A 24492-nucleotide genomic window follows, 5' to 3' on the forward strand; every position below is an offset into this window, starting at 1 on the left:
TTCCGAGACTGCGGGTCGCAATCCTCGACGACTATCAGGATGTTGTGCGTACGCTCGACTGCTTCAGTACGCTGCAGGGCCACGATATTACCGTCTGGAACGATGCCGTAGCGGATATCGATGTGCTGGCCGGGCGACTGGCCGATGCCGACGTGCTGGTGCTGCTGCGCGAGCGGACGAGAGTAGACGAAGCGCTGCTAAACCGCCTGCCGAATCTCAAGCTGATCAGCCAGAACGGGCACGTACCGCATATCGATCTCGCTGCATGCACACGCCACGGCGTCCTTGTCTCCTCGGCGCTGACGCAGCGCCCGTCCTACCCGACTGTGGAGTTCACCTGGGGGCTGATTCTGGCGGCGATGCGCAACATCCCGCTCGAAAGCGCGGCCCTGCGCCAGGGCGTATGGCAGAGCACGGTTGGGCTCGGCTTGCGCGGGCGCACGCTCGGGATCTATGGCTTTGGCCGGCTCGGTTCGATGGTTGCACGCATCGGCGTCGCATTCGGCATGGAGTTGCTGGTCTGGGGCCGACAGGGGTCTCTGGACCGGGCGAAGGCAGAAGGCTTGCCGGTCGCTACGAGTAAAGAGGCGCTTTTTGAGCAATCAGATGTGCTCACCCTGCACCTGCGCCTGAATGCAGAAACAGCAGGCCTGATCGGCGCCGACGAGCTCGCCCGGATGAAGCCCACCGCACTGCTGGTCAACACGAGTCGCGCGGAGCTCATCAAACCGGGAGCGCTGGTTGCCGCCCTGCGCGACGGTCGGCCCGGTAAAGCGGCTGTCGACGTGTTCGAGCACGAGCCGTTGACCGATCCATCCGACTCCTTGCTGTTGCAGCCGAATGCCCTGTGTACACCACATCTCGGCTACGTCGAGCGCGACAACTATGAATTTGCCTACGGGAACGCCTTCGAACAGATCGTGGCCTTCTCCAAGGGCGCACCGATCAGCGTCCACAATCCGGACGTGCTGAAACAGGAGCATCAATGAACCTCGAACTTGACGGGAAAGTAGTTCTGATCACAGGCGGCAGCAAAGGTATCGGTCTCGCCTGCGCACGGGCATTCGGGAAGGAGGGCGCCCGTGTGGTGATCGTGTCGCGCAGTGCGGAGAACCTTGGCGCCGCCCAGGCCGCGCTCGCAGCAGAAGGCGTCGACGTCACCCCGATCACGGCAGATCTTTCCAGAAGCGCGGCGGCCGAACGCGCCGTGATTGCGGTCGAAGAGCAGGTCGGATCCATCGCTATGCTAATCAATTCGGCAGGGGGCGCGGTGCGCGTGCCGCCGGGCGAACTGACACCCGACAAATGGCGCGTTGCAATGGACGCCAAGTTCTTCACGTATATGAATGTGATGGATTACGTCCTGCCACGCATGGTCGCCCGTGGTGCCGGCTCGGTTGTCAACATCATCGGCACGGGAGGCAAGGTCGCTTCACCGATCCACATTCCGGGTGGCGCAGCGAATGCAGCCCTGATGCTGGCTTCGGCGGGTCTCGCTGCAGCCTGGGGACATGCCGGCATCCGCGTCAATGTCATCAACCCTGGCGCCACGATGACCGGCCGGGTGCAGATGTCACTGGAGGCGGAATCAAGAGCGACAGGCAGTTCGCCCGAAGACATTCTCCGTCAGAACATCAAGCGCATCCCGCTCGGGCGTTACGCCAATCCGGAGGAGGTGGCGGACGCGGCGCTCTTTCTCGCAAGTGCACGCGCATCCTACGTGACGGGCGCATCGCTCACCATGGATGGCGGATTGACGCCGCTCGTCGTGTGACCTGCTGAAGCAGGCAAAGCAAAGATCAAGGAGACGAGATGTTCAGCTGGTATCGTGAGCTCACCAAACGGGAGCGGGACACGTTCTGGGGATGTTTTGCGGGATGGGCCGTGGACGCAATGGACGCACAGCTTTTCAGCTTTGTGCTGCCGGTGCTGATCGCCGTCTGGGGCATGACCACGGCGCAAGCTGGCTACCTGGCCACGGCGACGCTCACATCGGCCGCCGTAGGCGGCTGGGCCTGCGGCTATCTGGCAGACCGCTTCGGTCGCGTACGCGTCATGCAATTCACCATCCTGTGGTTTTCGGTTTTCACTTTCATCGCGGGTTTTACGCAGAACTTCGAGCAGCTCATCGCGGTGCGGGTGCTGCAGGGACTGGGGTTCGGCGGTGAGTGGGCAGCCGGTGCCGTGCTGATGGGCGAGATCATCCGGCCCGCCCATCGCGGCAAGGCGGTCGGTACGGTTCAAAGCGGCTTTGGCGTGGGCTGGTGCGCGGCGGCGCTATTGGCCGGTGTCGTCCTGGCCCACGTACCGGCGGAATACGCTTGGCGGACGTTGCTGCTGATCGGCGTGCTGCCCGGTTTTCTGGTGCTGTACCTGCGTCGAAAGATCGAGGAGCCGGAACTTTACCGTCAGTCCCGCGCTGCGACCGAAGCGCGCGGCGAAGTCCCGGGCTTGGGCGCCATCTTCCGCCCGAGCATGCTGCGGGTGACCGTCCTGGCGTCGCTGCTGGCATTCGGCGTAATCGGTGTCGGCGGGGCGATTGTCAACTGGTTGCCGACGTTCATGAAAACGGTTCGTCATCTTTCGCCCAGCGCCTCCGGCTATTACGTTTTCCTGGTGACGGGGGGCTCCTTCTTTGGATTCCTGGCAAGCGCGTATCTGTCCGATGTGCTCGGCCGGCGCCGTACCTTCCAGCTGTTTCTGATCTGTTCATGGCTGGTGACGATTGCCTATATGTTCCTGCCGCTGTCGGGCTGGGGACTCATTGTGATGGGCGTGCCGTTTGGCTTCTTCACGATTGGCAACTACGCCGCTCTGGGCCCGTTCTTCACGGAGCTGTTTCCGACCGCGGTACGCGGCAGCGGTCAGAGCTTCGCTTACAACTTTGGCAAGGCGGCCGGCGCCGTCGCCGTCGCCTGCATCGGCATCCTGGCACAGCGGATCACTTTGGCCGAGGCCATCGGGTCGGTGGCGCTGCTTGGCTACAGCGTGGCAATCGTCGCAACGCTGCTGCTTCCTGAAACGAAAGGCATCAGCCTTACGTCAGGCTTTGGGCAGCCCGCAGAACGGGGCGACCGGTCGATTGACGTAAAGGAGCAACCCGCTCCCGGCAAACCCTGAACGGTCCCGTGACGCCACAAACAACGCAAGAATGACAGGAGAAAAAAGATGACTCAATCGAACACAGCCGATACGCGTGAGGTGGCAGCGCAAGAGGCGATAGCTACCGGCCGCCGCAGGAGCGTCACCGTTGAGGGCCTTGCCCACACGTTTCCCGTGCCCAACGCCTGCCGGATCGGCAACCTGATCGTTTCCAGCGCGATTCACCCGACCGATCGCGTGACCCGCGTCATACCGGAAGATCTGCTGTCCCAGTGTGCGCTCCTGTTTGCAAACGTGAAGACGATCGTGGAGGCTGCCGGGGGCAGCACCCGGGACATCATCAAGATGACGTTCTTTGTTCGCGACCGCAACAACAGGGGCCCTTTGAACGACGAATGGGTGCAGATGTTCCCGGATTCTGACTCGCGGCCAGCTCGACATTCACAGCTGCTGCACGCGGAAGGGCCTTCGCTCATTCAGTGCGATTTCATCGCGCTCATCGACAGCGCCAGCTGACGCCGGAAAAGCATTCCGCCGTGCCGGAACCGGAATGCAAGCCGAAGTGAAGCCCATGACAGTCGAGAACGCGAGGAGACCACAATGACCGATGACAGATCAATCAGCCTTACCCGACGCTCCCTGCTCGCGGCAGCATGCATCTGCATGGGGTGCGCAATCAGCGGGCCCCTGCTTGCGGGCGTTCCCATGGTCAGGAGCGAAAGCCCGGAGTTTTATCGCCTGATGGTGGGTGACTATGAGGTCACCGTGCTCTCTGACGGCAAGAGTCCGCTTGCGGCGACGAAGCTGTTGCAGGGCGATCCATCGATAATCGCCGATGCCCTGAACAGCAACTTTCTGGGCGAGCAGGTCGAGACCTCCCACAACTCGTTTCTGGTGAACACGGGCGACCGGCTGGTGCTCATCGATGCAGGGGCAGGCTCGCTACTGGGACCCCACACCGGCAGACTCTCAGGCAATCTTCGCGCTGCGGGCTACCGGCCCGAGCAGGTGGATGAGGTCTGTCTGACACACATGCATGCCGACCACATCGGCGGTCTGATGTCCGGAAACCTGCCGGCGTTTCCGAACGCGATCATTCGCGCCGACAAACGTGATATCGCCTACTGGCTGAGCGAGGAGAACATGCGTAATGCGCCTGCCGCAGCCAGGCGCTTCTTCGAGGCCGCGGTGGTGTCCTTGTCTGCGTACATCCAGGCGGGCAGGTTGAGGACATTCGAGGGCCTCGCCGACCTCATTCCCGGAATCCGGGCGCGGCCAGCCTACGGGCATACCCCGGGTCACACGATGTACGAGGTGGAAAGCCGGGGCGAGAAGCTTCTGCTGTGGGGCGACATTGTCCATGTCGCTGCCGTGCAGTTCGCAGATCCGGGCGTCACGATCGGATACGACGTCGACCGGACGGAGGCCGAACAGGAGCACTGGCGCGTCTTCGGTGACGCGGCACGGCACCGATACATGATAGGGGGCGCGCATCTGCCGTTTCCTGGGCTCGGTCACGTGCGCAGCAGCGATGACAGGAGCTACGCTTTTGTGCCCCTGTCCTAACGTCCCGAGTTAGAAGTTCACAGCTAAGCATTGCATATGTCGGGGGGGATTTGGTCAGCGTGGGACAAGTTGTATCCCACCTGCGTAAGCAGGACCGTGGTGTCAAGTGAGGTGAAGGAGGGATCATGGGTAGCGCGAAAAGCTCGTTGCGCGAGATGGTCGAGCACTGGCTCGCCCCCGATCCGGCGACCGGGGTTCGGGTCACCGAGTTCAGAAACAGGCGATCCAGACACGAATGCTATGTATGCGTTGAGACATTAGGGGCGACAGGTCCGGTCGCGCTGTTCTTCTTTCGCCACCAGGACGGCGCCTGGCGCATATTCCCACCGAATCGACAACGGCCGGCAATGCGCGCCACCTACAATGCGGCAAACTTTTAACTCACCACGCCAGCACCGAATGCGGGAAATCGGCGCGCACGTCACCTGATGGTCAGCACCTTGGATACTGTCGCCTTCGCCTGCCATTCGGATCGGATAACGCGACACGGCTAACTCCAAAAGCAGTTCAGGCAGGTATTCCCCTTCCGGTCGGATACACCGTATGGGTGCTGATCTGGTCAAACTTGCACGTAAATGTATGGCAAGAAAATAGTAGTACTAATTAATATGCTGTAATAGGAAAGGAGACGTCATGAAGAAGGCAATCTTTGTTCTCGTTGCCGTCGGAACAATCGCGGGTACGGCGAGAGCACAAAGCAGCGTCACGCTGTATGGACTCATTGATGCAGGCTTCGCGTACACAAACAATGTAGGCGGACAGAAGCTCTTTGCCGCGAGCTCCGGCAACATCCAGGGCAGCCGCTGGGGGCTGCGTGGAAGCGAGGATCTGGGCGGAGGGCTGAAGGCCCTGTTCGTGCTCGAGAATGGGTTCAATCCGTATACGGGACGTCTCAATCAGGGTGGTGATGAGTTCGGGCGTCAGGTCTACGTTGGCATCAGGTCGGACCAGTATGGCTCGATCACATTGGGCAGGCAGTACGATTCCGTCGTCGACTACACCGGCGCGCTCGAGGCCGCCAGTCAATGGGCAAGCTTATATGGCGGCCACCCGGGCGACCTGGATAACATGAACAACACAAACCGGGTCAACAACGCAATCAAGTTCGCCAGTGCGAACTACAGCGGCCTGACCTTTGGCGGCCTCTACAGTCTCGGTGGCGTTGCGGGCAATTTCAACCGCAACCAGATCTGGTCGGCCGGGTTCAACTATGCCCAGGGTCCGCTTGTGCTGGGCGTGGCGTACCTGAACGTGAAGAATCCGAACTTCTCGTTCTTCGGTAACAACGCCACTTCGTCCACCACCGCGACGAATATGTCGGGATCGCAGGTGTACTCCGGTTTCGCGTCGGCCAGAACCCAGCAGGTTGCCACAGCCGGTGCGGCCTATACGCTTGGTGCGGCCACTTTCGGGACGACATACAGCAATACGCAGTTCCGCGGGCTGGGTGAAACAGCGGTGACCGGGCAGCCGGCCGGATCGCCCAGGTCAGGCGACGCGAAATTCCATAACGCTGAAGCGAACTTCAAGTATCAGCTCACGCCGGCGTTGCTGGTCGCCGCTGCGTATGACTACACGAAGGGTTACAGCGTCACGGCCGAAAAAACCCATCAGGCAATGCTGGGTGCCGACTACGCCCTGTCAAAGCGGACAGACCTTTACGCGGTCGGCATCTATCAGCATGCTTCCGGAACCAACTCTTTCGGTGCGAAGGCCACCGCTCAGATCACCACCCTGTCTCCGTCATCGTCGCAGAATCAGGTGGCCGCGATTGTAGGAATCCGCTCGAAGTTTTAAGCCTGGGGCGCTGCGCGGGCATGCGCTGCGCGGCATGTAGCCCTGCGTCATGTGCGGCCGATGACCGGCCGCTCATGCCGTCGTTTGCAGCACCACATTGGCCGTCGGAATAGGTACGTTAGCCGTCCGCAGTGACTGGCCGGACGGTGGTCGTGCCTTAAGCAGGAAAAGGTTTACTACCCGTTACATGGATCACAGCTGGTTTCGACCTGGTGAGGTGGAAGTCAGCCCTTTTGCGCGAATCTGCGCGGGAATTGCAAAGGAGATGTCGTTGCTGATCGGAATACCCACGGAGACGCGACCGTATGAAACACGCGTCGCCGCGACGCCCGAGACGGTCAGGAAGTACGTGTCGCAGGGACATAGAGTGCGCGTACAGAGCGGCGCAGGAACGGCCGCGAGCTATCTGGACGACGCGTACGCAGCTGCGGGCGCAGAACTCGTCGATGCGCCGACCGCGTTCGGCGCAGAGATCGTTCTCAAGGTTCAAAGCCCCACCGATTCAGAACTCCCGCTTCTTAAACGCGGCGCGGTGCTGGTCGGCATGCTGGAGCCGTTTAATGTCGAGAACGCATCAAGGCTTGCAGCTGCAGGCATAACTGCGTTCGCGCTCGAAGCCGCGCCGCGCACCACACGTGCGCAAAGCCTCGACGTACTGTCGTCTCAAGCCAACATTGCGGGCTACAAGGCAGTATTGCTCGCCGCCGATCTTTACCCGCGCTTCATGCCGATGCTGATGACGGCGGCAGGCACCGTGAAAGCGGCGCGTGTGCTGATTCTCGGCGCGGGCGTCGCGGGCTTGCAGGCGATCGCGACCGCAAAGCGCCTTGGCGCCGTGATCGAAGCGTCGGACGTGCGTCCTGCCGTGAAGGAGCAGATCGAATCGCTGGGCGGCAAATTCCTCGATGTGCCTTATGAAACCGATGAGGAACGCGAAGCGGCCGTTGGCGTCGGCGGCTACGCGCGGCCAATGCCGCCATCGTGGCTCGCGCGCCAGTCTGCGCTGGTTCACGAGCGGGCGAAGCAGGCCGACATCGTGATTTCCACCGCGCTGATTCCCGGGCGTGCCGCGCCGACCTTGATCTCCGTCGAAACCGTGCAGGCGATGAAACCAGGCACGGTACTCGTCGACCTCGCTGCGGGACGCGGCCCCGAGTACGAAGGGCAGCGTGGCGGCAACTGTCCGCTGACGGAAGCCGACAAGGTCGTCGTCAAGCATGGCGTGACGATCGCGGGGTATACGAACCTCGCGTCGATGGTCGCGTCGGACGCCTCGGCACTGTACGCACGCAATCTGCTCGACTTCATGAAGCTGACCATCACGAAGGAAGGCACGTTCAATATCGATCTCGCGGACGACATCGTCGCGGCCACGCTGGTCGCGCATGACGGCGAAGTCACGCGCAAGGCATAAGAGGAGACGGGTGATGGAAGTCATCAACCATACCGTGATCAACCTGATCATTTTCGTGCTGGCGATCTACGTCGGCTACCACGTCGTCTGGAACGTGACACCGGCGCTGCATACGCCGCTGATGGCCGTGACGAATGCGATTTCGGCCATTGTCATTGTCGGCGCGATGCTCGCGGCGGGCCTGACGGTCGGCGGCACGGGCAAGTTCTTCGGCACGGTTGCCGTCGCGCTTGCAGCGGTGAATGTGTTCGGCGGGTTCCTCGTCACGAGGCGAATGCTGGAGATGTTCAAGAAGAAGGAGCCGAAGAAGATCGCGGGTCCTGGTAGCTGGCGGGAGGCAGCATGATGAATCTGAACCTTGTGAGCGGAAATGTCGTGACGCTCCTCTATCTGATCGCCTCCGTCTGCTTCATCCAGGCGCTCAAGGGGTTGTCCAATCCGAAGACCGCGCGCACGGGCAACATGTTCGGCATGATCGGCATGGCGATCGCCATTCTTACGACCGTCGCGCTGATCTCGAAGCAGGCGGCCGTGCTCGGCTCGAATCTGTCGCTGGGTCTTTCGCTGGTGTTCGTTGCGCTGGTTGTCGGTGGCGGGATCGGTGCGTTCGTCGCCGCGCGCGTCGAGATGACGAAGATGCCGGAACTGGTCGCGGCGATGCACTCGCTGATCGGTATGGCTGCCGTGTGTATCGCGTATGCGGTGGTGTCGGAACCGGCTGCGTTCGGCCTCGGCGCCGAGGAAGGCATTCCGGGTTTCCTGCCGTACGGCAACCGGATCGAGCTGTTCATTGGCACGTTCGTCGGCGCGATTACGTTTAGCGGTTCGGTGATCGCGTTCGGCAAGCTGTCGGGCAAGTACAAGTTCCGGCTCTTCCAGGGCGCGCCTGTCGTTTATCCCGGTCAGCATCTGATCAACCTGCTGCTCGCAATCGCGATGGTCGGCTTCGGCGTGATCTTCTTCCTCACGCAATCGTGGCTGCCGTTCATCATCATGACGTTGATCGCGTTTGCGCTGGGCGTGCTGATCATCATCCCGATCGGCGGCGCGGACATGCCGGTCGTCGTGTCGATGCTGAACTCGTACTCGGGCTGGGCGGCGGCGGGCATCGGCTTCTCGCTGAACAACGCGATGCTGATCATTGCCGGATCGCTGGTGGGTTCGTCGGGTGCGATTCTGTCGTACATCATGTGCAAGGCGATGAACCGATCGTTCTTCAACGTGATTCTGGGCGGCTTCGGCGGTGAAGCGAGCGCGGCGACGGTGGGTGGCTCGGCGGAGCAGCGGCCTGTGAAGTCGGGGTCGGCGGAAGATGCGTCGTTCATGCTCGGCAATGCCGAGACTGTTGTTATCGTGCCGGGGTATGGGCTGGCCGTGGCGCGTGCTCAGCACGCGCTGAAGGAACTGACAGACAAGCTCATAGAGAAGGGCATCGACGTGAAATACGCGATCCACCCCGTCGCAGGCCGGATGCCGGGGCACATGAACGTGCTGCTGGCAGAAGCGGAAGTGTCGTACGAGATCGTCCATGAGATGGAGGACATCAATGGCGAGTTCGGCCAGGTGGACGTGGTGCTGGTGCTCGGCGCGAACGACGTCGTGAATCCGGCGGCCAAGAACGATCCGAAGTCGCCGATCGCGGGCATGCCGATCATCGAGGCGTACAAGGCGCGTACGGTGATCGTCAACAAGCGTTCGATGGCAGCGGGCTATGCCGGTCTGGACAACGATCTGTTCTACATGGACAAGACCATGATGGTCTTCGGTGATGCGAAGAAGGTGATCGAGGAGATGATCAAGGCCGCCTAGCCGGCTCCGATGACGGGCCCCATGTCCGCGCGGACTGAAACAGCGGTCGATCAGTTGCAGCCAATTCTAATCGTGGCGCAGGCCTCGTCGGCTTGATCCGATTTCCGTTATGGATCGCCGTATCGCTGCGCTGTCTTCAGTTTCCAACCCGCTTCCATGACTGAACCTGAGGGTTTGCCTGGAAGCATTTTTCGCGACGAAGGAGTGAACATGAAGTCGACTTTGCGGTACCTGGTGCTGACTGTGGCCCTGCTGACGCAGGGTGGGATTGACGTGGCCCAGGCGGCAGGTGCGCCGATGGGGGTTTTCATCGCAACACCCCAGCAACTCTCGATCAACCAGAGCGCGTCGAAGACTGTCGGCGTGTCGCAGGTCAGCGGCCAGAGCGCTCAGGTCCTCTACGGCGATCCGACGAAGCCAGGCCTTTATACCGTGCTGCTGCGTCTTGAACCGCACAAACGCATCATGCCGCTCTCGCACCCGGATTCGCGCTTCGTGACGGTCCTTTCGGGAACCTTCCGCATCGGATTTGGCGACAGATATGACGAGGCGGGGCTCAGGGCGTTGCCACCCGGAGGCATCTACACGGAACCTGCCCACGCGAACCACTTCGGCGAGACGGGGGATGAGCCAGTAGTTGTCGCGATCACCGGCTACGGTCCGAGCGGCACAACCTATGCGAACCCCGCCGAGGCGCCGAAACCGGCCAAGTAGGCTGCCAGTGTCACCGCGGAAAGCATAAGCGCGCCGCAGGCAAGCCGCTAACCTGCTCCGCGCTCCCGACAATTGGGCAAACCCTGACCGGAGACCCTGGCTCAGGCAAGTAGAGACCCAATCACCGAAGCGGCATCAACGGACGGTCGTCACGTAACTGGCCGCCACACGGTGTCCGCATTCCAGATCAGGAAAGAGGAGAACCCATTGAAAGCCGAACTGACTGCAACACCCGATTACCGTCTCGACGCAGTCGTGTTATCCGCAGCGCGTGTCCTGCTGTCGGTGCCGTTCATTTGCGGCGGGATCAAGAACCTGCTGGCCTATAGCGGATTCGTTGGCTACCTCGCTTCGAAGGGCATGCCCATACCGGCAGTCCTGGCGGCGCCATCGATTGCCACCGATCTTGTCGGTGGCCTGTTGCTGATACTTGGCGTTCGCTTGCGGCTGCTGGCGCCTTATCTCGCGTTGTACACCATCTTCACGGCGTTCGTCGGGCATCCGTTCTGGCTGGTCGACGATCCGCTCGCCCACGACGAGATGGCCTTCCAGTTCTGGAAGAACCTGTCGATTGCCGGCGGGTTATTGGGGATGTCCGTCGCCACCGCGATACAGCCAAAACGACGGGCTGTTTCCGGAGTCTGAGCCACCCAGCGGGTCCGACCGGGCTCGTCACCTAGAAGAGGCCAGGCCCGCGGGATAGCAGGTTTGGCTCAACCCGTTCGTTGTGGTGCAACGCCAATCGTAAAATTAGCTATTAAGTTCGTAGTACATAACATAAGAACGAAATAAATGGAGACGATGAATGAAAAAGCAGTTCGCGTTTGCATCAGGCATTCTCATATGCACTGCGGCTCAGGCCCAAAGTTCCGTTACGCTGTACGGCATACTCGACAATGGCATTTCATATGTCAGTAACCAGAAGACGGCGGGAGGAACGGGTCACAGCAATGTGTTTGCCTCTTCGTCGAATATCGTTGGCAACCGTTGGGGCATGATGGGCGCTGAAGAACTCGGGGGTGGGCTCAAGGCAGTATTCAGGCTGGAAAGTGGATTTTCCGGTCAAACCGGTGCGCTTCAGCAAGGCGGCCGGCTGTTTGGACGACAGGCGTGGGTCGGACTGTCGGACTCCGGCTATGGCACGCTCACGATCGGGCGCCAGTATGACTCGGTCGTGGACTATCTTGCACCGCGCAGTCTGGCGCAGAGCTTCGTCGGCGGACTTGAGTTCTCCCATCCGATGGACAATGACAATTTTTCGGATTTCTTCCGGCTCGACAACTCCGTCAAGTTTGCGAGCGTCGACTATCGCGGCCTGAAATTCGGCGGGCTCTATGCGTTGTCCAATCGTGCGGGCGGGTTCAACGATAATCGTGCATTCAGTGGCGGCGCTACCTACAACACGGGTCCGCTTACCCTCAGCGCATCTTTCATGCAGATCGATCACCTGGGCGATGGCGCTAACGGCGCGCTCGATGGGTCCAGCACGTCGGGCGACAGTACCTTTCACGCCAGGCGCCAGCAGGTCTGGGGCGCTGGCGTTAATTACGCCCTCGGCGCCGCGACGTTCGGGCTGGTCTGGAGCGAATCGGTCCTGACCGATGCAACTGCCGTGAATCGGGGCAATTCGCTCGCACCGGTCTCGACCGGTTCGCCGACGGATCTTCGTTTCAGTAACTATGAGGCGAACGTACGCTATCTGGTTACGCCTGCGTGGTCGATGGCCGCCTCGTACACATTCACCGACGGACGATATTCGAACGCCTCGATCAACGCGAAGCCGAGATGGAGCCAGTTCAATGTGATGACCGGGTATGCGCTGTCCAAGAGTACTGATGTCTATCTGATGGCTGAATACCAGCATGTAAGCGGTGCGTCCGGCACGATTTTTAGCGGTGCATTCATCGGGGGAAGTGGGGGGGCTTCGGCGACAAACCGACAGTTCCTGACGAGTGCCGGGCTTCGCGTTCGATTCTAGAGGCGCCTGGGATTGCGGGTTGTGGGGCGGTCGCTGCGATGTGTGTCTAGCGACTGCTTCCGTTGAATTTGTGCGAGTTCCCTCAAGCACACAACCTGTCCAATCATACCGCGCTCTTGCAATCGGCCTGGTGCCGCTCCTTCCTCTCGTCCTTGGCCCACCATCCTCGTTGGAGTTCCTGAAGCTGCGAAAGCCAACCCGATGTGCGATGGGTGTACGTATAGCGGATCCGCACAGCATTACGTCGCTGTACAACGCTCCACATGGCGAAGGGTGCCGGAGTTGCAGGCATACGATCGTCAAGTTTGAAAAGGAGAACACAAATTCATGAGCCGTCTGTCATTTCACTGCAAATTGTGGTCGCTCGTTGGAGTCGTCTGGATCACGCTCGCGATGATAGGCTTCCTGAGCGTACTTCAGCAGCGTCATGCATTGCTCGACGATCGCAAGGCCACGCTCGACGCTATGCTCGACGCTGCGGCCCACGTGATCGAAGCCTACAAGGGCAAGGGCAACGCTGGAGAGATGACCCTGGCAGACGCGCAGAGCGCCGCGCTATCCGAACTTGGCCGCCTTCGATACGGGACGGACGGCTACATCTTTGTGACGACGCGCGAACCTGTCATGTTGCTCAATCCCGCCCGCCCACAGTTGGTCGGCACGTACGTGGGCAATCTGAGAGACGCCAAAGGCAATCTGTTGTTCGCCGGCATCACCGAGGCAATTCGAATGGGTCGCGGCTACATTCAGACCAGTACGCCAAAACCTGGCGCAAGGACAAATTCTGAAAAGCTATCCGCGGTCCGGACGGTGAGCGGCTGGAACTGGGTAGTCGGCACGGGTCTGTACGTTGATGATATCAATGCGCTCTTTGTCCGGAATGCGCTGGTGCAGGGAGCGGAGATACTGGTCGCCAGGTTTCCTGGCGTCGGCGCTCGCGATATGGATCATTCGCAGCGTGAGCCGGGAGATTGGTGGCGACCCCGCTTACGCGCAGGAAGTTGCACACCAGATCGCTCTGGGGAACCTCGACTCTTCGTTCGAAACGACGCACAATGAGGAAACGAGTCTGCTTTGTTCGTTGGTGAAGATGCAGGCCCAGCTATCAGATACCATCATCTCGATAAAAACTTCCTCGACGACAATCGCCGAGGCGGCGGGTCAGATCGCCGACGGTAACATGGACCTTTCTTCGCGCACCGAACAGCAGGCCGCATCATTGCAGCAGACTGCGGCGAGCATGGAGCAACTGACCGCTACCGTGAAGCAGAATTCCGAGAACGCGGAGCAGGCGAGCGATTTCGCGAAGGAGGCGCGAAGTGTCGCGAACGAGGGCAGCGCGATGATCCAGGACGTTGTCAGGACAATGTGCGATATCAGTGAGAGCTCGGACCGTATGGCCGATATCATCGCGATGATAGAAGGTGTGGCTTTCCAGACCAACATCCTTGCGCTTAACGCGGCAGTGGAAGCTGCGCGCGCTGGCGACCATGGACGTGGCTTTGCGGTGGTTGCCGGGGAAGTTCGCCTACTTGCGCAGCGCTCGGGCTCGGCCGCAAAGGAAATCAGGGTGCTAATCGAGACATCAGGCTCGCGCGTAACGCTAGGTATGGAGCGCGTCCGTGGGGCAGGCGAGACAATGAGCCGTATTGAATCGGCAATCGAGCGGGTTACTACGATCATGGCTGAAATCGCCTGGGCATCACACGAACAGAGCCGGGGTATCGAACAGGTTGGTATCGCGGTCGAACAGATGGACGAGGTCACACAGCAAAACGCTGCGCTTGTACAAGAGGCAGCCGCCGCTGCCGCTGGTCTCGATGAGCAGGCCGAGCAGCTACGCTACGCCGTGAGCTTCTTTCGCATTGCAAAAGCGCCGTGCTACGAACGCGGGTAAGGCGCCATTGTCGATTTCCGCGCACACGCCTTGATGCCCGACAGGCCGCGTGCCATCGTGCCGCCCAACATCTGAGTAATGGTCCCACCTGCTACCGTGAATACGACGGCAGGCTGCGCGGAGCCGCTCGTAGTCGGGGAAGATACAGCTTCATGGTAATCCCACATCGCATTCGCCGCTGGGGGATCCTGTCGACGGTTCATTCGCTTCAGTCTTCCCGAACACGGCATTGTGGATCCGCCTACCGCGACGCGTACCGTGCTGTGCAACAGAAATTCTTCTATAAACCGTATAGGGTTCGCGACGAGTCGTCGCGACGCATCGACATCACCGGTACGCGCCGAAAAGCCGTATCCGTTTCCGCATGATGCTTTGGCGTCGGCGCACAGTTGCAGGGAAATGCTCCAGTTAGCGTGACGAGCGGATCGCTTGCTAAGGTACGATTGAAACCTCACCCTCCACATCGTGCGTCGCAACGCATTCTGCGATTTGCTCACAACAAATGTTGGCGGACATAAAAACGATGGGGATGATCTGCCACGGCCAGACAGCCGATGGCACGGGCGCTCGCGGAGTTCTCCACGACCTGAGTCTCGCTGACTCATGTCCGACTTGATCTTGTAAGGCGACGTCATTACGCCGTGGTGCATGCGCGGGGGCAACGAGAATGAATAGCCTTGCCGCTAAATCGAGCTATGATGGATCGCGCTCTCCAGTTTGCCCATTATGGCGAAAGCGACAATTCCGGGCATCCGTAAAGACTCACGTTCGCTTGAAAAGTCTCGCCTATGGGCCGCTGGCCGATACGATTCAGCAAGACAAATAGATCCGGCGATGCGTTGGAACGGTCGGGTGGCGAGCGGTCCCTGCGATCTGCGGTTGCGCCGACGTCCCCTTGCTGCACCATCTGGACGCTAGGCAGAGGCCGAAAGCCGGAATGACCCAACAAGTTCTGCGAGCTTGAGTGCCTGAGCGCGCATCAGGCGCGACTCGTTTTCGGCATGCTCTGCGGGATGCGCGTTCTGAATGGTCATCGCTTCCATTTGCTTCACTGCATCATTGATCTGACCTATTCCGAGGCTCTGATCCTGGCTTGCCATCGAGATATCGCCCATGAACGCGATGACGCGTTCGACCGATGTGACGATATCCGTGATCGTGCCGCTCGCGTCGTCGACGAGCTTGCCACCCGTTTTGACGCTGGTCACAGAATCGCCGATGAGCGCGGCGATTTCCTTTGCGGCGTTCACGGAACGACGCGCCAGATTCCGCACCTCGCTGGCAACGATTGCAAATCCGCGCCCCTGTTCCCCTGCGATCGCGGCTTCCACTGCCGCGTTCAGCGCCAGGATATTGGTCTGGAACGCGATGCTGTCGATCACGCCGATGATGTCCACGATCTTACAGGAACTGTCCTTGATCGATCGCATCGTGCCGATGACCTCGCTGACGGCCCGCCTGCCGTCGCCGGCAATCTCGGACGTGGCTGTCGATAGCGCGTTCGCCTGGCGCGCGTTCTCCGCGTTCGCCGTCACCGTTTCGATCAGTTCGCGCATGGACGCGGCAATCCGCTCGAGCGAAGCGGCTTGTGCCCCAGTGCGCGCGAACAGATCTGCGTTGCTCATAGCGGTCCCGTATCTGTCGGTATTGGCCGTTCCCCAGACATTAAAGTCGGTGGACGTGAATATGCGCATCTATGCATGAATTAGCCAGCCAGATCTTGATCTCGATCAATAGGCTCATGACATTGGTTTCGCTCTGAAAACCCTGCTTCGTTGAACACGCAAAAGAGCCATCCAGTTTTTAGTGCTGGTATCGACCGTCCGCCATGCGTGTATATACCGTCGCTTTCCGACCCGTAAGTTGATACAGGTCAACTCGAGCTTGAAGGGAAGGCGCATGATGAATTCAAACTGTGCTAAAGCATCGTCATGACACAGGCGGCGGAGAACGCGAAGCACCGCGTGCAGCATTTAAGAGTTGGGATACGTAATCGGGTTCGTGAGCAGATCACGCATACGAACATGATGTTGCCTCGTGTCTTCAACGCTGGGTGCGGTAACACGGCGCAAATTTTGTCGTGATCGATACGCACGGACGAGGGGTATGCCGGCTGATGCCGGGCAATATCGCGGTGCGGTTCGTGCGGATCGCGACATGCCAGTGCTCGTGGTACGGGACCTGGATGGCAACGGCCAGGTGTTCATCAAGGCGTCGCGCTGCCATGCCGTCACCAAACTACCCAACTGCGCGACTGGAATGCAGACGGGATTCCCCAGGAGCATGATCATGCAGCTCGCGCTCAATTTTCATCCTCACTTCCGGCACGCCACCTTGCCGACGTATGTGGCGAGCTATTTTTTTCCTATACTTATTGCGGTTTATGAGGTTTATCGCATCGCATACTGGATCGTGAATTATGGTCTGAATTTCTCGGTATTCAAGGCGATGGGTTATGAGTTCACATTGATGCTCATGCTGTTTGCAACGCAGGTCGTCGTCGAATCTTGTTTCCTGTTTTTTGCGTGGCTAGGGAGGCGCCCCGACCTCGAGCACCGCGTTCCCAATGCCGTACTTGGTCTCTTGCTATCAACTGCCGTGCTCGCTTGCGACTTCGCACTGCAAGTGCTGCCATAACGAAAAAGCAGGGGGATCGTTTTCGTCAGTTATCCTCGCAGGTATCGTTTATTGCGCTTTCGAGGCGAAGTCCAGCATCGATGCGACAAGATGCGCGTCGACAGCCTTCGGTGAGGATCTATGCTTGAAATGTAACCCGACGCATAGGGACTCATGCCAACGGAGACAGAAATGCTCAGCCCACATGAAATGGCCGCGCTCATGCTGATCGAGACAAACCCGTACCCGAACAATCTGGATCCTGAAGATCTGGACACCCTGTGCGGGCGTCAGCTTGTTGCACTGGAAGGGTTGGCGTCAGGATGCGCGCACGTGCATTTGACTGTGCAGGGGCGTTCGGTGTTGAGGGCGATCGGCAGGTTGTGCTGATCCGCGGGTACGCCTGAGTTCGTGGAAATGCACGCAGCAAATAGCGGGGATTTGCTGTCGTGTTGACGTACAGGAGGGGCGACATGCAACCGGCAGTCGCGCGCAGAGCGATACAGACCAGCATGCGTGAACATCAACAGCTTTCAGCCGTCGTCGATGGAATGACGACGTTTGTCGACGCTTTGGGTACAGACGGGAGAGCACCAGCACCTGTGATGTTGCGGGCCATGCTTTACTACATACGCGAGTACCCGGAACAGGTTCATCACCCCACGGAAGACAGGTATTTATTCAGGCGCTTGCGACAGCGGACGGATGAACTGGACGACGTTCTCAACGAGCTAGAGGCGCAGCGTATACAAGGCGAAGCACGGGTGCAAAACCTCAAGCGCGCGTTGATGCATTATGAGCTCGTAGGTGATTCGGCTGCGCCTGCGCTGCAGAGGATGGTGGAGGATTACCGGGCCTTCTACAGTCATCACGGACGGCTGGAGGAAGATGTGGTGTTGCCCGCGGCGTTGCGATTTCTTACGCCTGCGGACTGGGTTGAACTGGACGAAGCGTTTGACGCCAATCGTGATCCGTTCGACAGAAGCGAGATCGAGGGTGATCTCGCCCATCTATATTCAATGATTGTGAGCACGATCCCTTGCACTGGGGAGTGAGCCCGGTTTAGCCAATCGTTACCGCCACCCTCTATACGCGTCCCTGGCACCAGTCTGCGGCGGACACTCTTGGGCTCGGAAGGGGCACTCGGGTGAGGGGTGGCAGATTTTTCTGACCCAGCTTGCACGGCTTGCAGACCCGTAGCGGATGTTCGGAAGATCATGACGATGGGTGCATCGCTCCAGTCAGGCGAAACGCTGGGGCCTGAGGAAGCTCGACGGATCTATAAGTTAGCAACGTTGCGCAAGGTTAGTTAGGAAGACATTGGAGCGTGTGCTAACTTGCGCTATGTGAAGCCATGGTGGTTCCCATGACCGACTGCCAGTCGGACAATCAGTGCAAGGCGTGCTCAGTCGCGCTACCCAATCAGCGGACGATTGTCTTGAAGACCCGATTCTTGTCGAGTGTTACGGGGTCGAGTGTCTTGCTTCCGACTCCACTGGATGGGCTCTGATTGACTTCCTCCAACGCGGGTCCAGTGTAGCGTCCCCGCGGCCGGATGACCTTACCCACCTTGAGTTGCTCCATGCAATGCGCGAGCAGGCCAACGCTGCGGGCCGTGGCGAAAAGTGCGAACGCGGCGTCGCGGGGGAGTTTCAGTTGTGCGGCGAGGGTGGCGAGGGCCACGTCGATATTTGGTTTCAGACCGGTAAGTGTCACAACTTTTTCGATGAAGGAGGCGAGTTCCTCCGGCGGATTGAGGCGCTCGAACAGACTGTGCGCTCGCGGGTCACCGTCTGGATACAGATGATGACCGAAGCCTGGGATCGGGATTGCAGACTGTAAATGACGACCCACAACGTTCTCCGCCCCGAGCCTTTCTACGTCGTCGAACACCGCTCTCACACGGCCCGATCCATCTCCATGCAGGGGGCCGGCGATCGTGGAAAGCCCGGTAAGCAGGCACCCGGGTAACGATGCGCCCGTGGATGCAGTAATTCTGGCGGCAAACGCAGAACTCGTCAGTTCGTGGTCTGCTACGAGAACCAGTGCCCGTCGAATGAGATCTGCACCTTCACGTCCTTGTCCCCAACCGAGCGCTAGCCGTTCATGCGTCAACGTCGCGGCACCGTCGCATTGTGCACCGAACGCCTGCGAAACAAGTGCTACGAGCCGACCAGTTTCAGCGTGCAGCGCGCGGTCCGTACGACCGTGAGTGGAGTGTCCGTTGGCTGCGAGTGCCGCCAGTGACATGAACGCACATTGTCTGCCACGCTCATTACCCTGTAGCGACACGCCATCCGTCTCGAAAGAAATCGGCGTTGGCGTATTCCAGAGAATAGCAGCGACGTCCTCCAGCGTGGCCGTTTCGGATAGTCGGATACTGTCTCGGCCCCGATAGTACGCGCGCCCCTTGGAGAAGGTGGTAATGCCGCTGTAGATGCAAGGTTCCGTACCAAATATCGTTCCGGCAGCGAGGGCCTCGCGTTTTCGTCCGAGCTGTTTCTTCCGGCAAAGCACCGCAACATCTTCTGCACGGTAGAGGCTCTTTCTCGGATCGTGCGGATCAGGCATGACGGCAATGCTGCCGCGGCTAACATAGGCGTACACGGTTTGCGCCTGAACCCCAAGCAGTCTCGTTGCTTCAGTCAAAGTGATCCAGGGGCGCATGGGATTGAGGCTTCGAGAGACAAGTGGAACGGGGAGCCGAGACGCGCGAACTGGCTTGCGGGCGGCGTGAGTGCTATCGATGCAGTTTCAATAGTGACGTCATTTCAGGTAAAAGTCATCTCGGCCGGCTTGCGTTCGAGAATCTCGACGAGAATGTTGCCAGGTGACCTCACGAAGCAGGCTCTCACGCCCGCCCGGATTTGCCTGATCGGCTCGACGATATGAGCCTCGCACTTGACCAGATGGTGGAATGCGGCATCGAGATCATCCACGGTCACACCGAAGTGGTCGATACCTTGCACCCGTTCGCCATCACGAACGTGCATGGGGTGTGCTTTTTCCAGCGCAGTGATGAACAGGCTAATTCCTCCAATGCGCAGGTCCACCCTGCCAGGTCGACGGACAACTTCGGCGTTAAGACAGCGAGCAAACCACGCAGCCGTCGCTTCCGCATCTGTGGAGCACAGTTGAAGATGATCCCACTTGAATTCAATCATGCTGTTGTCACCAAAAGTTAGATTTCAGAGCTCGATACGGGAGAGTTTGCCAAGCAGGAGCGAGTACGAAAGGGTCCCAAGCAGGCAGATCGCACCCATCAGATTGAGGGCCCAATAGAAATGGCCGGTGTGATGGGTGATGTAGCCAATCATGAGCGGCGTCGTGACGCCTGCAATATTGGCCGCAAGACTGGTGATGCTGCTGGTCAGGCCGACGTATTGCCGAGGTGCAATTTCGGAGACGGCTGCCCACGACATCGAGCCAACGCCTTGAGCAAAGAAAGCGATTGTCAGGATTGCAATCACCAGCTCGTTCGACTCGACGAAGTTGACGAATACGATTGTTGCGCCGAGCAGCGTGCCGATGATCAGCGGCGCCTTGCGTGCTGCGGAGATCGATACGCCTCTACGGATAAAAAAATCCGAAAGAGAGCCCGCTACGAGAATGCCGAGCGTCGCGCCCATAAACGGCAGTGCCTGGAAAATGCCCACCTTGATCATCGACATGTGACGCGCCTCGACAAGATAGGTCATGAACCATGTGGTGAAGAAGACCAGCAAGGTGTTGTTGCAGAATTTCCCCAGGCAAATCGCCAGAACCTGCCGGTAGCCAAGCAGCTTGAACGCTATCCGCCAGTTAAATTTCTCGCGCGCCTTTTGCGAGGGTCTCCCCTGGCCTTCGTTGATGTATAGGAGCTCCGCTGCGTTGACGCCCCGATGCCCTGAAGGATCCCGATACGCACGGAACCACAACAGGCTGAAAAATATGCCGAATCCGCCCGTTACGAAGAAGACCGAACGCCAACCATACGCGCTGGAAATCCAAAGGAGCAGACCGGTGAAAAGCGGCGTTCCAATGTATTGGCCCATCACGTAGACGCTTGTCGCAAACCCTCGCTCCCGGGTAGGGAACCATAGCGTCACGGCGCGGGCGTTGGACGGAAAGGCGGGCGCTTCAAGCGCACCCATTGCGAACCGGGAGCCAAGCAACATGTGATAGCTGTTTGCCAGGCCCTGCGTGAGGGTCGCACATGACCAGCCAACGAGCGACAATGCATACGCGAGGCGCGAGCCGACTATGTCCGTCAACAGCCCGCCGGGCAACAGGGCGAAAGAGTAGGCGAGTCCGAAGGCGGCGAACAGTTCGCCCATCTGCATCCTGTCGAGCGCGAGATCCTTCGACAGGCTCGGTGCAACGATGCCAAGTGCCGACCTGTCGACATAGTTGAGAATGGTGGCCACGAGCAGCATCGAGAGCACGACGTACCTCACCTTCGATGGCTTTGCCGTTGCCGCGTAGGAAGCCTGATCGGGCACTGACAGCGGTTGTTCCTCTACGACTTTCATCGGTGTCTCCTGAATCAAAGGTCTGCCTGTTATCTTTTTTGTCTGGCAGGAGAGTATTTTTATCCGCGGCCTACGAAAGGCATGGTGGTCGCCATGATGGTCATGTTCAGCACGTTAGCCTCAAGAGGCAGGCTGGCCATGTGCACGATTGCGTTGGCGACGTGCGTGACGTCCATTCTTGCCTCGGGCGCCATGGTTCCATCTGCTTGCAGGACGCCGCGAGTCATCCGCTCTGTGAGCGAGGTAGCCGCGTTGCCGATGTCGATCTGGCTACAGGCGATGTTGAATGCGCGTCCGTCGAGCGCGAGCGATTTCGTCATGCCGGTCACGGCATGTTTGGTCGCGGTATAAGCGATCGTGTTGGGCCGGGGCGAGTGCGCCGAGATCGATCCGTTATTGATGATTCTTCCACCCTGAGGCGACTGCGTCTTCATGAGACGCCACGCAGCGCGTGCACACAGGAAAACGCCCGTCAGGTTCGTCGCAACGACGTCGTTCCAGAAGTCGAGGCTGTATTCGTCAAGAGGCACCGCACCTGCATTGCGGCCCGCGTTATTGAAGAGCACGTCCAGACGGCCGAATTCATGCGCAATCCGTGAAAATGCCTGTTCCACGGAAGCATCGCTCGTCACGTCTGTGGAGAACACACTCGCAGCGCCGCCCGCAATACGGATGGTCTCGCGAGTCTCAAGCAATGGCGCTTCCCTGCGCCCTATCAGCGCTACGGCAAACCCCGCATTGGAGAGCGCTACGGCGGTAGCGCGGCCGATGCCGGATCCAGCGCCTGTCACAGCTGCGAATTTTTTCGATGCAGGCATTGCTTCGTCCCCTTCATTGTTGAATCGATCATGAAAGAGAATTGCACCGGCACACAGGCGGGAGCAATCTTGATTCGTTCAATCAACATCAAATAGCGCTGCAGGCGGGCATCGAATCAGGGTTTTCCTGATACCGGGATGACGTTGGACACGGCCGGGAACGTGCAAAGGCACGCAGCGAAATACTGACAGGCTGCATCGCGTTAAGTTGATTCATCCAATCAACATTGACCTCGCGAGCTTCCGTTTCGTAGTCTGTGTCGGTCTTTCAATCTCAAGGAAAAACCATGCCGGAAACCAACCAGACCCAACTGTTGATTGCGCGACGGGTCCCGCAAGCGGTGGCGGCTCGCGCAGTCTCCGAATTTCGCGCCTATGTGACCGAATCCGATATGGACGCGTGGTCTGTCGTGGACTTCTGCACGAAGCACGATGTGCGGGCCATTCTGATCGGCAAGAAGTCCGGATTGCAGGAGGTCCACATTGCGGCGCTTCCATCTACGCTCAAGATCATCGCGAACGCGAGCGCGGGGGTCGATCACATGAATGTGTCTTACGCCCTCGGAAAAGGGATTGTCGTGACGAATGCACCGGACGCGCTGACAGAATGCACCGCGGATTTCGCGATGCTTCTCGTGCTGGCGGCCTGCCGCCGTGCATCCGAATATGAAAAGATCATGCGGCGCGGATGGGGTCAATCATTCGGGATGACCGAGATGCTCGGCACGCGGGTCAATGGCAAGACGCTGGGTATTGTCGGGTTCGGGCGGATCGGACGAGCAGTCGCCAGACGCGCACAGGGCTTTGGCATGCGCGTCGTCTATACGGACATTCAGCGTGCTTCGCCGTCGTCGGAGAATGGCGCGACGTTTTTTCCGAACCTCGAGGAGATGCTGCCGCATTGCCAGGTGCTTTCGCTTCACGTGCCGGGCGGCGGTCTTCCGCTGATGACGAAAAAGGAATTCGGTCTCTTGCCGAAGGGAGCGGTTTTCGTGAACGCGGCGCGTGGTGCGTTAGCGGACGAGGATGCCCTCTACGATGCACTGACATCGGGACACCTTTTCAGTGCGGGCCTCGACGTGTACAGGAACGAGCCCAGTGTCGACGCCCGGTTTGCCAGCCTTGAGAATGTGTTCCTTACGCCGCACATGGCGAGCGCGACGGTGGAAACCCGCGATCAGATGGGTTTCACCGCATTGGATAACGTAGCAGCCATTCTCGATGGGCGGCCGGCATTGAATCCGGTGTGAGCGCAGGGAACACAGTCGAATCTCCTGAAAAGCTCGCTGCCACGCGGGCTTTTTGTCCAACGCTATGCGACGTTCAATAACGTGCTGAATCTGTTCGCCTACGACGGGCTCAATTCGGCGCGCCTGATATCCCTGACGATCACGAGATAACTGAAGATGGTTATCAGCGCGTTGACACCCACAAACGCGAGGGCGTCGTTGAACGATCCCGACTGGGCAACCAGATAGCCAATCACGATAGGCGTGACGATGCCCGCCATGTTGCCGAACATGTTGAAGATGGAACCGGAGAGACCGATGGCCTCCTTCGGCGACGTATCTGCGACGACTGCCCATCCCTGGCGTGCGGCGGCGCGCCGCCAACTGGTCACTTCACCCTTGTACTCGATGAGCCGCTCGCCTGCGGCGATGGGCAGAAGCGCAAAAGGACCTTTGCCATGCACAGAGGAACATCGCGCGGTGATGCGTCGCAGTCGCATTGTTTTGTTTTCCTTCGATAGGTCTCCGTCTTTACCATTCGGGTCGGTGCGAAGCATATCGCTGCCGTTGTGCGTATTCAATGATTCAGATTGTATTGTGCGCAACTAACTGTCTGGTACTCGTCACGCTTGCCCCTGCCTCGCCAAAACCCAGCCAGCAGGGGGCGGCCGGGTGGATCGTCGGGGCAAGGACGGCCATGCAAGGCGCGGAACACGCGGCGATGCCTTTCTGGAATCTCGCGGGTTGCCGGATGCGGTACAGCTGCGATAGGGTGAGTGTCCTGTCCCGCGATGCGTGGGGCCGTTAACGTAATGCCGCTGCTGCCTAGGGCGACTGCGCTCGTCATGACTGCACTGGCAAGGCTGCATCGAATCGCGTGTTCGCCCCGTTCCATTCACATGCAATCGCGCGACGAGTGGCGACACTGTTGGTCGCGATGAATCAAGCGCTCAACGCCCGCTGGTCTCGATGAGAGGGCGGGCTTTTTTCAGACGCTGTCACGCATCACGAAGTCAGGACCTGCGTCAATGAGGCAACGCC

At 59.4% G+C, this 24492-nt stretch carries 24 protein-coding genes and 1 pseudogene; 19 read left to right on the forward strand and 6 right to left on the reverse strand.

The genetic code is table 11. The features are described 5' to 3' along the window. The first annotated feature begins 8 nt into the window (after positions 1-8). The 15 genes from C2L64_RS49485 (at position 9) to C2L64_RS49555 (ending at position 14277) form a co-directional block, all read left to right on the forward strand. Complete coding sequence (locus C2L64_RS49485) at positions 9-989, forward strand: D-2-hydroxyacid dehydrogenase family protein (protein WP_167449637.1); 981 nt, start codon at positions 9-11, stop codon at positions 987-989. Next, positions 986-1774, forward strand: coding sequence for an SDR family oxidoreductase (locus C2L64_RS49490; protein ID WP_090836599.1), 789 nt, complete (start codon positions 986-988; stop codon positions 1772-1774). Before C2L64_RS49485 ends, C2L64_RS49490 begins: the two co-directional genes overlap by 4 nt. A gap of 38 nt (positions 1775-1812) precedes the next feature. Further along, positions 1813-3120: an MFS transporter gene (locus C2L64_RS49495; protein WP_090836601.1), complete on the forward strand. Its 1308-nt coding sequence runs from the start codon at positions 1813-1815 to the stop codon at positions 3118-3120. Between the two features lie 48 nt (positions 3121-3168). Beyond that, a complete protein-coding gene (locus tag C2L64_RS49500) occupies positions 3169-3618 on the forward strand; it encodes a RidA family protein (RefSeq protein ID WP_090836604.1) in 450 nt (149 codons plus the stop codon). Positions 3619-3702: 84 nt separating this feature from the next. After that, on the forward strand, positions 3703-4668 hold the full coding sequence (locus tag C2L64_RS49505) for an MBL fold metallo-hydrolase (protein ID WP_090836607.1): 966 nt from the start codon (positions 3703-3705) through the stop codon (positions 4666-4668). 125 nt (positions 4669-4793) lie between these two features. Then, positions 4794-5048, forward strand: a complete 255-nt coding sequence (locus C2L64_RS49510) for a hypothetical protein (RefSeq protein WP_090836610.1) — start codon at positions 4794-4796, stop codon at positions 5046-5048. 253 nt (positions 5049-5301) lie between these two features. Next, the gene (locus C2L64_RS49515; RefSeq protein ID WP_090836612.1) at positions 5302-6465 is read left to right on the forward strand and encodes a porin; all 1164 of its coding nucleotides are present in this window, start codon (positions 5302-5304) and stop codon (positions 6463-6465) included. Positions 6466-6736: 271 nt separating this feature from the next. After that, the gene (locus C2L64_RS49520) at positions 6737-7879 is read left to right on the forward strand and encodes a Re/Si-specific NAD(P)(+) transhydrogenase subunit alpha (RefSeq protein ID WP_090836660.1); all 1143 of its coding nucleotides are present in this window, start codon (positions 6737-6739) and stop codon (positions 7877-7879) included. Positions 7880-7892: 13 nt separating this feature from the next. Continuing rightward, positions 7893-8225 carry an NAD(P) transhydrogenase subunit alpha gene (locus C2L64_RS49525; protein WP_090836614.1) on the forward strand — a complete coding sequence of 111 codons (333 nt, stop codon included), beginning with the start codon at positions 7893-7895 and terminating at the stop codon, positions 8223-8225. 14 nt (positions 8226-8239) lie between these two features. After that, positions 8240-9688: an NAD(P)(+) transhydrogenase (Re/Si-specific) subunit beta gene (locus tag C2L64_RS49530; RefSeq protein WP_090836663.1), complete on the forward strand. Its 1449-nt coding sequence runs from the start codon at positions 8240-8242 to the stop codon at positions 9686-9688. 210 nt (positions 9689-9898) lie between these two features. Beyond that, on the forward strand, positions 9899-10402 hold the full coding sequence (locus tag C2L64_RS49535; RefSeq protein ID WP_143055763.1) for a cupin domain-containing protein: 504 nt from the start codon (positions 9899-9901) through the stop codon (positions 10400-10402). 207 nt (positions 10403-10609) lie between these two features. Then, a complete protein-coding gene (locus C2L64_RS49540) occupies positions 10610-11047 on the forward strand; it encodes a DoxX family protein (protein ID WP_244144597.1) in 438 nt (145 codons plus the stop codon). A gap of 160 nt (positions 11048-11207) precedes the next feature. Next, positions 11208-12380 (forward strand): porin, encoded by a 1173-nt coding sequence (locus C2L64_RS49545; protein WP_090836617.1) that lies wholly within the window; start codon positions 11208-11210, stop codon positions 12378-12380. Positions 12381-12707: 327 nt separating this feature from the next. Then, positions 12708-13439, forward strand: a complete 732-nt coding sequence (locus C2L64_RS49550) for a cache domain-containing protein (protein WP_090836619.1) — start codon at positions 12708-12710, stop codon at positions 13437-13439. Next, complete coding sequence (locus C2L64_RS49555) at positions 13339-14277, forward strand: methyl-accepting chemotaxis protein (protein ID WP_279614468.1); 939 nt, start codon at positions 13339-13341, stop codon at positions 14275-14277. Before C2L64_RS49550 ends, C2L64_RS49555 begins: the two co-directional genes overlap by 101 nt. Before the next feature lie 914 nt (positions 14278-15191). On the opposite strand, the gene C2L64_RS49560 is transcribed toward C2L64_RS49555, so the two are convergent. Next, positions 15192-15902, reverse strand: a complete 711-nt coding sequence (locus tag C2L64_RS49560) for a methyl-accepting chemotaxis protein (RefSeq protein WP_456152453.1) — start codon at positions 15900-15902, stop codon at positions 15192-15194. 481 nt (positions 15903-16383) lie between these two features. Here C2L64_RS49560 and C2L64_RS49565 point away from each other — a divergent pair, with 481 nt between their 5' ends. From C2L64_RS49565 to C2L64_RS49575, 3 genes are all read left to right on the forward strand, one after another. Then, positions 16384-16914 carry a hypothetical protein gene (locus C2L64_RS49565; RefSeq protein WP_322789381.1) on the forward strand — a complete coding sequence of 177 codons (531 nt, stop codon included), beginning with the start codon at positions 16384-16386 and terminating at the stop codon, positions 16912-16914. Between the two features lie 171 nt (positions 16915-17085). Further along, complete coding sequence (locus C2L64_RS49570; RefSeq protein ID WP_090836668.1) at positions 17086-17283, forward strand: hypothetical protein; 198 nt, start codon at positions 17086-17088, stop codon at positions 17281-17283. 83 nt (positions 17284-17366) lie between these two features. Then, positions 17367-17948, forward strand: coding sequence for a hemerythrin domain-containing protein (locus C2L64_RS49575; RefSeq protein WP_090836623.1), 582 nt, complete (start codon positions 17367-17369; stop codon positions 17946-17948). A 367-nt stretch (positions 17949-18315) separates the two neighbouring features. On the opposite strand, the gene C2L64_RS49580 is transcribed toward C2L64_RS49575, so the two are convergent. The 4 genes from C2L64_RS49580 to C2L64_RS49595 form a co-directional block, all read right to left on the reverse strand. Next, the gene (locus tag C2L64_RS49580) at positions 18316-19560 is read right to left on the reverse strand and encodes a citrate synthase (protein ID WP_090836625.1); all 1245 of its coding nucleotides are present in this window, start codon (positions 19558-19560) and stop codon (positions 18316-18318) included. Between the two features lie 104 nt (positions 19561-19664). After that, positions 19665-20057 (reverse strand): VOC family protein, encoded by a 393-nt coding sequence (locus tag C2L64_RS49585; RefSeq protein WP_090836627.1) that lies wholly within the window; start codon positions 20055-20057, stop codon positions 19665-19667. Between the two features lie 24 nt (positions 20058-20081). Then, positions 20082-21404, reverse strand: coding sequence for an MFS transporter (locus C2L64_RS49590; RefSeq protein ID WP_090836629.1), 1323 nt, complete (start codon positions 21402-21404; stop codon positions 20082-20084). A 59-nt stretch (positions 21405-21463) separates the two neighbouring features. After that, complete coding sequence (locus C2L64_RS49595) at positions 21464-22222, reverse strand: SDR family oxidoreductase (protein WP_090836631.1); 759 nt, start codon at positions 22220-22222, stop codon at positions 21464-21466. A gap of 287 nt (positions 22223-22509) precedes the next feature. Here C2L64_RS49595 and C2L64_RS49600 point away from each other — a divergent pair, with 287 nt between their 5' ends. Continuing rightward, entirely contained in the window at positions 22510-23472 is a 963-nt protein-coding gene (locus C2L64_RS49600) for a 2-hydroxyacid dehydrogenase (protein WP_090836633.1), read from the forward strand. Between the two features lie 98 nt (positions 23473-23570). Here C2L64_RS49600 and C2L64_RS49605 read toward each other — a convergent pair. Beyond that, a pseudogene (locus C2L64_RS49605) lies at positions 23571-23810 on the reverse strand (MFS transporter); the annotation flags it as partial. Positions 23811-24492 lie beyond the last annotated feature (682 nt).

This window comes from Paraburkholderia hospita, from assembly GCF_002902965.1.
Classification (GTDB): Bacteria; Pseudomonadota; Gammaproteobacteria; order Burkholderiales; family Burkholderiaceae; genus Paraburkholderia; species Paraburkholderia hospita.